13 protein-coding genes and 1 pseudogene are annotated in these 13,591 nt (G+C 66.4%); 13 read left to right on the forward strand and 1 reads right to left on the reverse strand.

Features of this window, described 5'->3' with window-relative positions:
* Positions 1 to 96: pseudogene (locus AC1DSO_RS04535) on the reverse strand (hypothetical protein); the annotation flags it as partial.
* Positions 97 to 440: 344 nt separating this feature from the next.
* Here AC1DSO_RS04535 and AC1DSO_RS04540 point away from each other — a divergent pair.
* The 13 genes from AC1DSO_RS04540 (at position 441) to AC1DSO_RS04600 (ending at position 13,544) form a co-directional block, all read left to right on the forward strand.
* Entirely contained in the window at positions 441 to 2,423 is a 1,983-nt protein-coding gene (locus AC1DSO_RS04540; protein ID WP_477067718.1) for a methyl-accepting chemotaxis protein, read from the forward strand.
* Positions 2,424 to 2,711 (forward strand): STAS domain-containing protein, encoded by a 288-nt coding sequence (locus tag AC1DSO_RS04545; RefSeq protein ID WP_477067719.1) that lies wholly within the window; start codon positions 2,424 to 2,426, stop codon positions 2,709 to 2,711.
* Positions 2,708 to 3,073 carry a response regulator gene (locus AC1DSO_RS04550; protein WP_010918320.1) on the forward strand — a complete coding sequence of 122 codons (366 nt, stop codon included), beginning with the start codon at positions 2,708 to 2,710 and terminating at the stop codon, positions 3,071 to 3,073. Before AC1DSO_RS04545 ends, AC1DSO_RS04550 begins: the two co-directional genes overlap by 4 nt.
* A gap of 78 nt (positions 3,074 to 3,151) precedes the next feature.
* The gene (locus AC1DSO_RS04555) at positions 3,152 to 5,398 is read left to right on the forward strand and encodes a chemotaxis protein CheA (protein ID WP_477067720.1); all 2,247 of its coding nucleotides are present in this window, start codon (positions 3,152 to 3,154) and stop codon (positions 5,396 to 5,398) included.
* A gap of 3 nt (positions 5,399 to 5,401) precedes the next feature.
* Positions 5,402 to 5,869, forward strand: a complete 468-nt coding sequence (locus tag AC1DSO_RS04560; protein WP_477067721.1) for a chemotaxis protein CheW — start codon at positions 5,402 to 5,404, stop codon at positions 5,867 to 5,869.
* A complete protein-coding gene (locus AC1DSO_RS04565; protein ID WP_477067722.1) occupies positions 5,869 to 6,750 on the forward strand; it encodes a CheR family methyltransferase in 882 nt (293 codons plus the stop codon). The genes AC1DSO_RS04560 and AC1DSO_RS04565 overlap by 1 nt, the downstream gene beginning before the upstream one ends.
* Positions 6,750 to 7,778 (forward strand): protein-glutamate methylesterase/protein-glutamine glutaminase, encoded by a 1,029-nt coding sequence (locus tag AC1DSO_RS04570; RefSeq protein WP_477067723.1) that lies wholly within the window; start codon positions 6,750 to 6,752, stop codon positions 7,776 to 7,778. The genes AC1DSO_RS04565 and AC1DSO_RS04570 overlap by 1 nt, the downstream gene beginning before the upstream one ends.
* Positions 7,779 to 7,781: 3 nt before the next feature.
* Positions 7,782 to 8,171, forward strand: a complete 390-nt coding sequence (locus AC1DSO_RS04575) for a response regulator (RefSeq protein WP_047403396.1) — start codon at positions 7,782 to 7,784, stop codon at positions 8,169 to 8,171.
* On the forward strand, positions 8,168 to 8,734 hold the full coding sequence (locus AC1DSO_RS04580) for a chemotaxis protein CheD (protein WP_047403398.1): 567 nt from the start codon (positions 8,168 to 8,170) through the stop codon (positions 8,732 to 8,734). Before AC1DSO_RS04575 ends, AC1DSO_RS04580 begins: the two co-directional genes overlap by 4 nt.
* 5 nt (positions 8,735 to 8,739) lie before the next feature.
* Positions 8,740 to 9,123, forward strand: a complete 384-nt coding sequence (locus AC1DSO_RS04585; RefSeq protein ID WP_477067724.1) for a chemotaxis protein CheU — start codon at positions 8,740 to 8,742, stop codon at positions 9,121 to 9,123.
* A gap of 7 nt (positions 9,124 to 9,130) precedes the next feature.
* Positions 9,131 to 9,733, forward strand: coding sequence for a response regulator (locus AC1DSO_RS04590; RefSeq protein WP_477067725.1), 603 nt, complete (start codon positions 9,131 to 9,133; stop codon positions 9,731 to 9,733).
* Positions 9,730 to 10,200 (forward strand): chemotaxis protein CheE, encoded by a 471-nt coding sequence (locus tag AC1DSO_RS04595; RefSeq protein WP_477067726.1) that lies wholly within the window; start codon positions 9,730 to 9,732, stop codon positions 10,198 to 10,200. Before AC1DSO_RS04590 ends, AC1DSO_RS04595 begins: the two co-directional genes overlap by 4 nt.
* Before the next feature lie 293 nt (positions 10,201 to 10,493).
* Entirely contained in the window at positions 10,494 to 13,544 is a 3,051-nt protein-coding gene (locus tag AC1DSO_RS04600) for a TonB-dependent receptor (protein ID WP_477067727.1), read from the forward strand.
* The last annotated feature ends 47 nt before the right edge of the window (positions 13,545 to 13,591 follow it).

Genomic DNA, 13,591 nt, shown 5'->3' on the forward strand with positions numbered 1-13,591 from the left:
GCCCATTTGGTCTTCGAAACCGCCGGCGGCCGACGCGGCCTGAGCGACGAAAAAGCTGCCAGCGATTCCCGCGGCAATAGCGATCGGATATTTCATCCCGCTGCTCCTAGTAATGAATTCACGTCCTGTGGACGACGCGCCAACCGGACGCAGGAGCAAAATCGCAGGTGTAAGTTAAGATATTCTGAGTCGGGCCAGAATATTCGAGGTTTACTGTCAGGTAACCATGCTCGGCTCTTTCGGAGACTCTCGTTCTCCAGGGGCCTCTCTATAGAATCGGAGGGCGGGAGCCTGCGACCAAATGACCACCTTGGCGCGACCTGGAGATATTATATCGAATTCCCCTTAACCAAGTCAGAGTCTGTTAGGACTCTATCGCGATTATCCCACTTCAGTTTGGCGATCCGTGACTCGGAGCGCTGGTTGGAGGGGACCTCGCGATGAAACGTATTCGTCTCGTCGATTTACCATTGATCATCAAGATCGGCTTCGCGCCGGCTTTCGCGCTGCTCATGCTGGCCGTGATGGCCGGTGGCGCCATCGTCGTTCAGAAGAGCCAGTCGGCCGCTCTGAAGCAGGTGGTCGAAACCGACATGCGCCAGAACATGGAGATCCAGAAGATCTCCAAGCGCATCTCGAACATCAACGGCGAGCTGTTCGTCGTGATGACCCACAAGGCTGGCAACATCGAGGTCGACAAGAACGACGCTCGCATGACCGCCGTCCTGGCCGAGACCGACTCGGTCAAGAAGGAGCTGGCCGCGCTGAAGGGCAAGCTGCCCCCCGCCGAACAGCCCAAGATCGCGGAGCTGATCAAGTCGCTCGAGGAATGCCGTAGCGCCATCGACACGGTCAGCGGCATGATCGGCGTGGACTTCGGCATGGCCGCGGGCTTCATCGCGCCGTTCGAGGAACAGTACGCGAAGATGACCGGCCAGCTCGACCAGGTCGTCGCCGCCGCCAACAAGCGCGTCGAGGCCGAGACCGCCAAGCGTCAGGCCGAGGCCACCGCCGCGATGAGCGTCACGATCGTGATGTCGCTGGTGACCCTGGGCGCCGTCGGCGCCCTGGCGTTCCTGACCGTCATGACCACCCGCAAGTCGATCGGCGACATCGCCGGCGCCACCGAGAAGCTCTCGAAGGGCGACAACGGCATCGACCTCGAAAAGCTGGAACGCGGCGACGAGCTGGGCGCGATCGTCCGCTCGCTCAAGGTCTTCCGGGACAATCAACTTCATCTCGACACCCTGCGCGCGGAGCAGGAAAAGTCGGCCGCCCTCACGGCCGATGAACGCCGCGCCAAGGAAGCCGCCGCCGCAGCGGCCGCCCAGGAAAGCGCCCTCGTGGTCACCAGCCTGGCCGAAGGCCTGGAAAAGCTGGCCTCAGGCGACCTGACCTTCCGTGTCAGCGCCGACTTCCCGGGCGAGTACCGCAAGCTGAAAGACGACTTCAACGGCGCCATGGGCTCGTTGCAGGAGACGATGAAGGTCATCGCCGCCTCGACCGACGGCCTGCGCACCGGCGCCGACGAGATCGCCCACGCCTCGGACGATCTGTCGCGCCGCACCGAGCAGCAAGCCGCCAGCCTGGAAGAAACCGCCGCCGCCCTGGACGAGCTGACCGCCACCGTGCGCCGCACGGCCTCGGGCGCCCGTCAGGCCTCCGACGTGGTTTCGACCACCCGTGGCGAAGCGACGCATTCCGGTCAGGTCGTGCATCAAGCAGTGTCGGCCATGGGCGAGATTGAAAGCTCGTCCAAGCAGATCAGCCAGATCATCGGCGTGATCGACGAAATCGCCTTCCAGACCAACCTTCTGGCCCTGAACGCCGGCGTCGAAGCCGCGCGAGCTGGCGAAGCCGGCCGCGGTTTCGCGGTCGTCGCCCAGGAAGTCCGGGCCCTGGCCCAACGTTCCGCCGAGGCGGCCAAGGAGATCAAGGCTCTGATCTCCTCGTCGACCCAGCAGGTCAGCCAAGGCGTCAGCCTGGTCGGCCAGACGGGCGAGGCCCTGCAGCGGATTGTGGCGAAGGTCGGCGAGATCGACGCGCTGGTCACCGAGATCGCGGCTTCGGCCGCGGAGCAGGCGACCGGTCTGAACGAAGTGAACACCGCCGTGAACCAGATGGAYCAGGTCACGCAGCAGAACGCCGCCATGGTCGAGCAATCGACCGCCGCGACGCACTCGCTGAAGGGCGAAACCGCCGAACTGGTCCGCCTCATGGCCCGCTTCCAAGTCGGCGCTGGGCATGGGGGAATGTCTTCGTCCTACAGCCGGCCGGCCGTCGCCGATCCGGTTCAACACGCCCCGGTGCGCAACCCGGTGGCCGAGCAACAGGCTCGCCTGAACACCTTCGCCCGTCCGGGCCGGAGCGGTTCGGCGGCGGTCGCCCAGGCCCCTGCTACGGATGGTTGGGAGGAATTCTAAATGGCCGCTGCGATCGCGCTGCCCGAGACCCTGGACCTGAAGGCCGCGGCGCCGCTGAAAGCCGCCCTCCTGGAACGTCGCGGTGCGGCGATCACGGTGGAGGCCGACCAGGTGCGCCGCCTCGGCGGGTTGTGCCTGCAGGTCCTGCTGGCGGGCCGCAAGGCCTGGGACCAGGACGGTCAATCCTTTTCCATCAAGGGGCCTTCGGAGGCCTTCGTTGAAACCACCCGTCTTTTCGGCGCCGAAGGGGCGCTCCTCTCGGCGGCTATCCAAGGAGCTGAATCGTGACGCGTACGGTTCTAACGGTCGATGACTCCCGGACGATGCGAGACATGCTGCGCATGGCCCTCGCCGGCGCCGGCTTTAACGTGGTCGAGGCTGTCGACGGCGAGCATGGTCTGGAGGTCCTCTCCGCCCATCGCCCCGATGTCATCATCACGGACATCAACATGCCCAAGCTTGACGGCTTTGGCTTCATCGAGGCGGTGCGGGTCGACGACGACTATCGCGCCATCCCGATCCTGGTCCTGACCACGGAAAGCGACCCGGCCAAGAAGCAGCGGGCCCGCGAGGCCGGCGCGACGGGCTGGATCGTCAAGCCGTTCAACCCGGAAAAGCTGGTCGACGCGATCCGTCGCGTCGCCGCCTGACCCGGACGGCCTGATCCAGGTTCAGTACCGAGTTTCTTTGAGCACCCGTTGCTAGACGCGAATTAGGACGTACGGGATATGGACGAGCTAGAGGCCATCAAGGTCACCTTCTTCCAGGAATGCGAGGAGCTCCTCGCCGACCTCGAGGGCGGTCTCCTGGCCATGGAAGAGGGAGCCGGCGACCTCGAGACGGTCAACGCCGTGTTCCGCGCCGTCCACTCGATCAAGGGCGGCGCCGGCGCCTTCGGCCTCGAGCCGCTGGTGCGCTTCGCCCACGTGTTCGAGACCCTGCTGGACGCCGTGCGCTCGGGCGCCGTGCCCAACACGGTCGAGCTGGCCGCCGTCCTGCTGCGCGCTTCCGACATCCTGGCCGACCACGTCAGCGCCGCTCGCGGCCTCGGCGACGTCGACATGGGGGCCTCGGCCGCCATGGCCGCCGAGCTGGAAACCTGGACCGACCCGAACGCCTCTCCGGCCGCCGCCACGCCAGTCGTGGTCGAGGACGCCGCTCCCGCCCCCGTCGTCGACGCCGACGACGCTATTGACGACGACGGTCTCGGCTTCGTGTTCGTGCCCCAGACCATTTCGGTCGAGGCGCAGGCCGCCGACACCGACCTGATCCCCGCCAACGTCTGGACGGTGTCGATCCGTCCGAAGTCGGACCTGTACCGCAAGGCCAACGAGACGGCGCTGCTGCTGCGCGAGCTCAACCGCCTGGGTCCGATCACCGCGACTCTGGACGACAGCGCCATGCCGCCGTTGGAAGAGCTGGATCCGGAAGCCGCCTACGTCACCTGGAGCGTGCGCCTGGAGACCGAGGAGGACGAGACCGCGATCCGCGAGGTCTTCGAATTCGTCGATGGCGACTGCGAACTGCAAATCACCCGTGGCGAGGCGCCCGTCGAGGCCGTCCTGACCTCGCTTCTGGCCGTGGCCGAAGCGCCCGCGATCGTCGGGCCGTCGGCCGAGCCGGCTCCGGTCGAGATCGCCGCGCTCGCGCCGGTCGCCGAAATCACGCCCGTCGCCTCAACCCCCGCACCGGCCGCCAAACCCGCCGCCCCGGCCGCGCCGACCCCTAAGGCCACCCAGGTCGAAGTCCCGGGTCCAGGCCAGTCGGTCATCCGCGTCGATCCCGAGCGCATCGACCGACTGATCGATCTGGTCGGCGAGCTGGTCATCAACCAAGCCATGCTGGCCCAGCGGGTCGGCGAATACGGCATCGCCCCGTCCTCCAACCTGGCCATGGGTCTCGACGAGCTGGAACAGCTCACCCGCGAGATCCAGGACAGCGTCATGGCCATCCGCGCCCAGCCGGTGAAGTCGGTGTTCCAGCGCATGCCGCGCCTGGTCCGCGAAGTCGCCAACATGACGGGCAAGCAAGCCCGCCTGGTGATGGACGGCGAGAATACCGAAGTCGACAAGACGGTCATCGAGCGTCTGTCCGACCCGATCACCCACATGCTGCGCAACGCCATCGACCACGGGCTGGAAAACCCCGAGGAGCGCAAGGCGGCCGGCAAGAATCCCGAAGGCGTCGTGCGCCTGGCCGCCCTGCACCGCAGCGGCCGGATCGTCATCGAGGTCTCGGACGACGGCAAGGGCATCAACCGCGAGCGGGTCCTCTCGATCGCGGTCAAGAAGGGCCTGATCGCCCCCGACCTGYAGCTGACCGACGAAGAGATCGACAACCTGATCTTCCTCCCGGGCTTCTCGACCGCCGACAAGATCTCGGACGTGTCGGGCCGCGGCGTCGGCATGGACGTGGTCAAGCGCTCGGTCCAGGCCCTGGGCGGCCGGATCTCGATCACCTCGCGTCCGGGCCAAGGCTCGACCTTCACCCTCAGCCTGCCGCTGACCCTGGCCGTCCTGGACGGCATGGTGGTCGACGTCGCTGGCGAGACCCTGGTCGTGCCGCTGGCCGCCATCGTCGAAAGCCTGCGCCCGAAGCCGGAAGAGGTCCGTCCGCTGGGTCCCGTCGGCTCGGTGCTGGCCGTCCGCGACAGCTTCGTGCCGCTGATCGACGTCGGTCGGACCCTGGGCTATCGCGACACCAGCCCGCACCCGTGCGAGGGCGTCGTGCTGCTGGTCGAGGGCGAGGACGGCTCGCGCGCCGCCCTGGTGGCCGACGCCATCCATGGCCAGCGCCAGGTCGTCATCAAGTCGCTGGAACAGAACTACCAGCAGGTCGAGGGCGTCGCCGCCGCGACCATCCTGGGTGACGGCCGCGTGGCCCTGATCCTCGACGTCGACGCCACCATCAATCTTCGTCGCCGCGAAGGCGGCGCGCCTCGCCCCACCGAACCCACCCTCATCGCCGCGGAGTAAGTCATGACCGATCATGCCACCGCCACCGGGATCGACCGTCGAGAGCTGATTTCGTTCCACGTGGGCGATCAGGAATACTGCGTGGACATCATGGCCGTCCGCGAGATTCGCGGCTGGAGCCCGGCGACCGTGCTGCCGCAATCGCCAGGCTTCATGCGCGGCGTCATCAACCTGCGCGGCGCGGTGCTGCCGATCATGGACCTGGCCTGCCGCCTGGGCATGCCGGTGATCGAGCCGACCGTCCGCAGCGTCTTCATCGTGGTCAAGGCGGGCGACCGCACCGTCGGCCTGCTGGTCGACGCGGTGTCGGACATCCTGTCGATCAACGACGACATGATCCAGCCGACCCCCGACGTCGCCTGCGACGCCGTCCGCAACTTCGTGCGCGGCATCGTCTCGATCGAAGGCCGCATGATCAGCGAAATCTCGCTGGATCGCATCCTTCCTGAACGCGAGGCATTGGCCGCCTGATGACGACCGCATTCGCCTCTCCCACGGACCGCCGCGAAGCCCTCGTCGATGGCGAGTTCGCGTTCACGACCCAAGACTTCAAGCGCATCGCCGCGCTGCTGTACGACCTGGCCGGCATCAGCCTGCCCGACAGCAAGGCGACGCTGGTCTATTCCCGCCTGGCCAAGCGCCTGCGCGCCCTGGGCCTGCGCTCGTTCACCGAGTACTGCGCCTTCGTCGCCAGCGACAAGGGCCACGACGAGAGCCAGGAGATGCTCCGGGCGCTGACCACCAACGTCACGCGCTTCTTCCGCGAGCCGCACCACTTCGACGACCTGCGCGCCAACATCCTGGAGCCGGTCGCCGACAAGGTGCGGGCGGGCGGCCGCCTGCGCCTGTGGTCCGCCGCCAGCTCTTCGGGCCAGGAGCCGTACTCGATGGCCTTCACGGTGCTGTCGGTCTGGCCAAACGCCGCGGACCTGGACATCCGGATCCTGGGCACGGACATCGACACCAACGTGCTCGCGACCGGCCGCGCCGCCGTCTACGAGGAAAGCCTGCTGGAAGGCATCCCCGCCGCGGCCCGCAACCAGTACTTCGAACGCGACCCGTCCGACCGCCGCGCCTTCCGCGTCTGCGAAACCGCGCGCAGCCTGGTCGCGTTCCGGGAACTAAATCTCAACGGTCCGTCCTGGCCTATGAAAGGCCCGTTCGACGCCATCTTCTGCCGGAATGTCGTGATCTATTTCGATGAACCCACCCAAGAACGCGTTTGGAGCCGCTTCGCGCCGCTCATCGCGCCCGGCGGCCGCCTGTATGTCGGCCACTCCGAGCGCGTCGGCGCGTCCGTGACCGCGTTCGAGAGCTGCGGCCTGACCGCCTACCGAAAGGCCGGTCGCTAATGCCCAAAATTCGCGTTCTCGTCGTCGACGACTCCGCCACCATGCGGAGCCTGATCACGGCGGCCCTCAATCGTGACCCGGAAATCGAGGTGGTCGGCGGCGCCGGCGACCCGTTCGAGGCGCGGGGCATGATCAAGGCCCTGAACCCCGACGTCGTCACGCTCGACATCGAGATGCCGAACATGAACGGCATTGAGTTCCTCGAGAAGATCATGCGCCTGCGGCCGATGCCGGTGGTCATGGTCTCGACCCTGACCCAGTCCGGCGCTGAGATGACGCTGCGGGCCCTGGAACTGGGCGCGATTGACTGCGTGGGCAAGCCCGCCGACGCCACCGGCACTCAGGAAGCCCTGTCCGAGATTGTCGCCAAGGTGAAGATCGCGGCGCGCGCCTCGGTCCGCACCAAGGCCGATTCCGCGCCGGCCGGCCCGCGCCGCAAGGACTACATGCCCTCGGGCGACATCGTGGCGATCGGCTCGTCGACCGGCGGGGTGGAAGCCCTGCTGTCGATCCTGCAGATGTTCCCCGACACTTGCCCGCCGACCGTCATCACCCAGCACATGCCGGCCACCTTCACCGCCAGCTTCGCCGCGCGCCTGGATCGCGCCAGCGGGGCCAAGGTGCAGGAAGCCACGGACGGCGCCCTGCTGGAGCCGGGCAAGGTCTATGTCGCCCCCGGCGGAGCCACGCACCTGGAGGTCGTCCGCTCGGCCGGCCTGCGTTGCCGCCTGGTGGCCGGCGATCCTGTCAGCGGCCACCGCCCGTCGGTGGACGTCCTGTTCAACTCGGTGGCCAACGCCGTCGGCGACAAGGCGGTCGGGGCGATCCTGACCGGCATGGGCCGCGACGGAGCCCAGGGCCTTCTGGCCATGCGAAAGGCCGGCGGTAAGACGCTGGGCCAGGACGAGGCAAGCTGCGTCGTCTACGGCATGCCTCGGTCCGCTTTTGAAATCGGCGCGGTGGAGAAGCAGGTTTCCCTGTCCTCCATGGGCCAGTCCATTCTCGATCTGGCCTCCGCGAGGCGATGAACCATGCCGCAAGCTAGCACCATTTCCGTTCTCGTCGTCGACGACCAGCTGACCATGCGGGCGCTGATCCGCAATGCGCTCCAGCAGATCGGCTTCAAGGATATCCGTGAGGCGCCCGATGGCGAGGAGGCACTGAAGAACCTCCTGGCCAAGCCGGCCAACCTCGTCATCTCGGACTTCAACATGCCGAAGATGGATGGCCTGGCGCTGCTCCGCGCGGTGCGCTCGCACCCGCCGATCCGCCAGACCGCCTTCGTCATGCTGACGGGCCGCGCCGACCGCGAACTGGTCCAGCGCGCCGTGCAGTTCGGCGTCAACAACTACTGCGTCAAGCCGTTCACGGTTCAGGGCCTGCGGGAGAAGATCGAACAGGTGTTCGGGCAGCTGACATGACGCCATTCTCCCATCAAGACGACCCGGAAAGGGCGATCAAGGTTCACGTGACCCAGGGCGAAAGCCATGTGACGGGCGATCCGCAGGTGGTGATGACCACCGTGCTGGGCTCGTGCATCGCCGCGTGCATCCGCGATCCCCAGGCCGGCGTCGGCGGCATGAACCACTTCCTGCTCCCGGACTCGGGCGACAACCGTCGTGACGGCGACGCCGTCCGCTATGGCGCCTACGCCATGGAACTGCTGATCAACGACCTGCTGAAGAAGGGCGCCCGCCGCGAGCGGCTGGAAGCCAAGATCTTCGGCGGAGCCAAGCTGTTCGACGGCCTTTCGGACGTCGGCGCCAGCAACTCCGCCTTCGCCGAGCGTTTCCTGCGCGACGAAGGCATCCCGATCGTCTCGTCCAGCACCGGCGGGGTCTCGGCCCGTCGCGTCGAGTTCTGGCCGGCCTCGGGCCGCGTGCGCCAGCGCCTGGTCGCCGTGGACAACGCTCCGCAGGACGTCCGTCGTCCTACTCCCGCCCCGATGCCCGCCGCTTCCAACGGCGACGTGGACCTGTTCTGACGCCCATGAACGCTTCGCCGCAGCCATCGACGCCGATCGCCCTGCCGGAGGAACACCTCCTGGTCGGCGAGCTGTCGCGTCGCCTGGCCGCGGAGCTGGCCTCGGCCGCGGCGCTCTGCCAGGACTGCGAACACATCGTCGGCGACCTCGCCCAGGGCGGCGCGGCCCTGGCCAACCTAACCCGGCTGCAGGCCCTGGACGAACTGAGCCAGCGCCTGCACGGCCTGTCGGCGGTGCTGCAGCGGATCAGCCAGCACGCCTCGGGCGAATGGAGCATGTCTATCGAGCCCCTGCTGGAAGGCTTGGGCTTGGCCGACCTGGTCGTGCGATTGCGGGCCGAGGGGACCCCCGGCGTGAAAGCCGAGGCCGGCGAGTTGGATTTCTTCTAGCGGGCCAATGACGGACGCGCTCCTCCCCTCGACGCGGATCAATCTCGAGCGGGCCACGGTGCTGGTCCTGGATGACAACGGACCTTCGCTGGACATTTTGTCGCAGGTGGTCTCGGGCTTCGGGGTCAAGCAACTGCATCGGGCCGAGAGCGTCATGGACGCCCAGGTCCTGGTCAGCACCAAAACCTTCGACCTGATCATCAGCGACGTACAGATGCCCGTCACCGATGGCATCGCGTTCATCGAGTGGCTGCGGCGCGACGGCGGCGAGAACAACCGCTACGTCCCGGTCATCCTGGTCACTGGCCACACCCGCACCTCGCAGATCTTCAAGCTGCGGGACGCCGGATCCAACTATGTGGTGGCCAAGCCGATCACCCCCAAGGTGCTGCTGGAGCGCGTCTTCTGGGTGGCGCGCGAGGAGCGCGTCTTCGTCGAGTGCGACAGCTATGTCGGGCCCGACCGGCGCTTCAAGCACCAAGGCCCCCCGCCGGGGACGGACGGCCGGCGGAGAGACGACCTCCCGGCGGAGGTGGGCGACGCGCACATGCCCAACCTGTCCGACGACGAAATCAGCAACATGATGCGCCCGGCCAAGGTGCAGATATGACCGTCCGCAAGTTCCGCCCTCCCAACCGTCTCGCCAGCATGATCAAGGATCGCGGCGGAGTGCTGGCCAAGGACGCCATCGCCGCCGCCGAGGCGGGCGTCGAAACCCTGCGGGACGCCTCGATGGCGGCCCTGGACGAGGCCCTGGGCGAGATTGCGCGCCGGTTCGGCAGGGACGCGGCGGATCGCGCCTCCCAACCGTATGAAGTCTTGTATTTGCTGGCTTCGAAGGTCATCGACGTCAGCGCCTTCGTGGCGGACACCGGCGTCGACAAGGCGGCGATGTCGTTGTGCGGCCTGGCCGACAGCTGCGCGGAAGCCAAGGCCTGGCGATGGGACGCCGTGGATGTCCACCTCAACGCGCTGAAGTTGCTCCGCGCCATGGGCGCCCAACTGCCGGTCGAGCAGCGTGAGGCGATGCTTCAGGGCCTCTACCGGGTCAGCCACTACCGGCCGGAAGAGGGCTGAGCGGCCCTTCACGACCCCTTCGCGTCATCCCTGTGACAGAACGCCACCATGTGTCGCAAAGGCAACGGCGCTAGGGGTGTCGTGGGTTGTGACCGCTTTGTGGCCTTGTCGGCGCTCGCGGGCTTTGTTAGCACTCTGATACCGGTGTCAAAAACATAGTTTGCTTCTGACACCGGTGGCAAAAATGAAGACTTGAAGGCCGGGGGCGGTTTCGCGGGAAGGACGCGGGATCGATACGAAGGCCAAGGCGGCGGTTACGCCGTCGTCCAATGGTCGATACGGGAGGAGGTTCTATGTCCAAGAATTCGATGGGGCGCGTGCGCGCTCTGCACTACGGCGTGTCCGGTGGCGCCCTGGCCCTGGCGATGGCGTTCGCCGGCGCCGCGTCGGCCCAGACCGCTCCGGCGGCCGCCACCGCTCCGGCCGATGAGGTCGAAGCCGTCGTCGTCACTGGCTTCCGCGCCTCGCTGGCCAACGCCCTGGACGTCAAGCGTCGTGAAAACGACCTCGTCGACGTCATCAAGGCGCAAGACATCGCCGACTTTCCCGACCTGAACCTGGCCGAGTCGCTGCAGCGCGTGCCGGGCGTGTCGATCGACCGTGACGGCGGCGAAGGCCGCACGATCACCGTCCGCGGCCTGAGCGCCGACTTCACCATCGTTCGCCTGAACGGCCTGGAAGCCCTGGCCACCACCGGCGGCAAGGACGGTTCGGGCGGCGCCAACCGCAGCCGCCAGTTCGACTTCTCGATCTTCGCCTCGGAGCTGTTCAACAGCATCACCGTGCGCAAGTCGACCTCGGCCATCAACGAGGAAGGCTCGCTGGGCGCCATCGTCGACATGCAGGCCGCGCGCCCGTTCGACTTCAGCAAGTTCACGATGAGCGCGTCCGGCAAGATCGGCTGGAACGACCTCTCGCGAAAGAGCGACCCGCGCTACACCTTCCTGGTCAGCAACCGCTGGGATACCGGCATCGGCGAAATCGGCGCCTTGGTGTCGGTCGCCTACGCCACCCGCGCCCAGCGCGAGGAAGGCTCCTCGACCGGCCGTTGGGAAAACCCGTCGGTCGCCAGCAACTCGGCGACGGCATTCCCGTGTTTCGGCGCGGCCTACAATCCGTCGAGCCCTGGCGCCGCGCAGGGCGGCGCGACCGCCGCGACCTCGCCAGCTTGTAACACGATCGGCGTCGTCACCGGCGGTACGTCCCCCGTCGCGCCGGGCGCGAATGCCGGCACGGCCAATGCGCTCTGGCACCCGCGGATCCCGCGCTATGGCCGCCTGGACTACGACCAAAAGCGCCTGGGCGTGACCGGTTCGCTGCAATGGCGTCCGACCGACCGTTCGACCCTGACCCTCGACGCGATGCTGGCCAAGTTCACCAACAACCGCGACGAGACCTATCTGGAAATCATCTCGTTCAGCCGCAGCGGCGCGGGCGTGCCCCAGACGGACGTCGTCAACTTCACGGCCGACAGCAAGGGCACCCTGATCAAGGGCTCGTTCGACGACGTCGACGCCCGGGTCGAATATCGCCACGACGACCTGAAGACCGAGTTCAACCAGTTCTCGCTGACCTACGACACCAAGTTCGGTGAAGCCGGTCACCTGAACGTGGTCTACGGCCAGTCGCGCTCGATCCAGGACAACCCGGTCCAGACCACGTTCTCGTTCGATCGCTATGACAGCGACGGCTACAGCTACGACTATTCGCAGAACGACAAGCTGCCGAACTTCAACTACGGCTTCGATCCGACGAATCCGGCCGCCTACCAGTACAGCGCCAGCAACACCTTCGGCGACGCTTCGCTGCTGCGCCTGCGTCCCAGCAAGGCCGTCAACACCTTCAAGACGTTCCGCGCCGACGTCGACTACGAGATCATCGAAGGCTTCAAGCTGCGCTACGGCGGCAACTACAAGAAGTACGGCTTCAATTCGTGGGAACAGCGCCTGAACTCGCGCGTCCTGACGGGCAACTCGGCCACGACCTTCACCAATGAAGCCGGCTTCGGCCTGCCGACGGGCGTTTCGGTCGCCGATGTTTCGCGCGTGATCAGCGGCTTCGGTCGCGGCCTCGACCTGCCCGCGGGCGTGCCGACCTCGTGGCTGGCGCCGGATCTCGAGAAGCTGAAGACCAAGCTCGGCTATGACTGTAACTGCGTCAACGCCAACGGCGACTTCCGCCTGAGCGTCCTGAACCAACTGGGCGCGATGCGGAATATCACCGAGAAGGACACGGCCTTCTACATCCAGGGCGACTTCGACTACGACCTCTTCAACATCCCGGTGCGCGGCAATGTCGGCGTCCGTTATGTGAAGACCGAGCAGGACGCCACGGGCCACTACAGCACCGGCAACACGCCGCAGACCGTCACCACTTTGGGCGGGACCTACGCCGAACGCGTGCCGATCGACGCCTCTCAGACGACGTCGCGGCAGTACCACAACACGCTGCCGTCCTTGAATGTCTCGGCCCAGCCGTTCGACAACTTCTACGTCCGCTTCGCCGCCGCCAAGGCGATGACGCGGCCGCAGCTGCAGAACCTGACCCCGGGCTATACCGCCATCAGCCAGTCCGCCCAGACCGTCACGCGCGGCAATCCCGACCTGAACCCGATGCTGTCCAACAACCTGGACCTCAGCTTCGAGTGGTATCCGGATAAGGAAACCCTGCTCTCGGTCGGCTTCTTCCAGAAGGACATCAAGTCCTACATCCAGACCTCGGCGATCAACATGCCTTGGGCGGAGACGGGGCTGCCCGACAATCTGCTGTCGAACGGCAACACGGCCAATACCGAGTTCACGGTCACGACCCAGATCAACACCCCCGGCGGCAAGCTGAAGGGCTACGAGATCTCGCTGCAGCGTCCGTTCTCGTTCCTGCCGTCGCCGTTCGACGGCTTCGGCGGCATTGTGAACTACACGCACGTCGAGAGCGACATCCAGTACGTGATCAGGAACCCCACGTACAACGCGGCGCACGTCCAGACGGCTCCGGCCGTGCTGCTGACCCAGCCGTTGGTGAACCTGTCGCCCGAGGCCTACAACGCGACGCTCTACTACGAAAAGGGTCCGTTCAAGGCCCGCGTCTCGGCCTCGTACCGCGACCCGTACCTGATCCAGGTGGCCCCGTCGGCGACCAACAACAACGATGTTCGGATCAAGGAAAAGACCATGAACATCGACACCCAGGTCAGCTACAACTTCAGCAACTTCACCGTCACCCTGGAAGGCATCAACCTGACCGACCAGGAAGACAGCAAGCTGGACGACTCGACCCGCATGATCTCGGAAGAGTACGTGCACTACGGCCGTCAGTTCTATCTGGGCCTGAAGTGGAAGTTCTAAGCTTCCAGCGGGCCTCCGCCTAAGACAGAGGGCGCTGACCGCGAGGT

Source organism: Caulobacter sp. P4_E5 (assembly GCF_056401555.1).

Coding starts and splice junctions, on each gene's coding strand:
- AC1DSO_RS04545 (WP_477067719.1), top strand. CDS start 2,424: ATGGCCGCTGCGATCGCGCTGCCCGAGACCCTGGACCTGAAGGCCGCG.
- AC1DSO_RS04560 (WP_477067721.1), top strand. CDS start 5,402: ATGACCGATCATGCCACCGCCACCGGGATCGACCGTCGAGAGCTGATT.
- AC1DSO_RS04565 (WP_477067722.1), top strand. CDS start 5,869: ATGACGACCGCATTCGCCTCTCCCACGGACCGCCGCGAAGCCCTCGTC.
- AC1DSO_RS04570 (WP_477067723.1), top strand. CDS start 6,750: ATGCCCAAAATTCGCGTTCTCGTCGTCGACGACTCCGCCACCATGCGG.
- AC1DSO_RS04575 (WP_047403396.1), top strand. CDS start 7,782: ATGCCGCAAGCTAGCACCATTTCCGTTCTCGTCGTCGACGACCAGCTG.
- AC1DSO_RS04580 (WP_047403398.1), top strand. CDS start 8,168: ATGACGCCATTCTCCCATCAAGACGACCCGGAAAGGGCGATCAAGGTT.
- AC1DSO_RS04585 (WP_477067724.1), top strand. CDS start 8,740: ATGAACGCTTCGCCGCAGCCATCGACGCCGATCGCCCTGCCGGAGGAA.
- AC1DSO_RS04590 (WP_477067725.1), top strand. CDS start 9,131: ATGACGGACGCGCTCCTCCCCTCGACGCGGATCAATCTCGAGCGGGCC.
- AC1DSO_RS04595 (WP_477067726.1), top strand. CDS start 9,730: ATGACCGTCCGCAAGTTCCGCCCTCCCAACCGTCTCGCCAGCATGATC.
- AC1DSO_RS04600 (WP_477067727.1), top strand. CDS start 10,494: ATGTCCAAGAATTCGATGGGGCGCGTGCGCGCTCTGCACTACGGCGTG.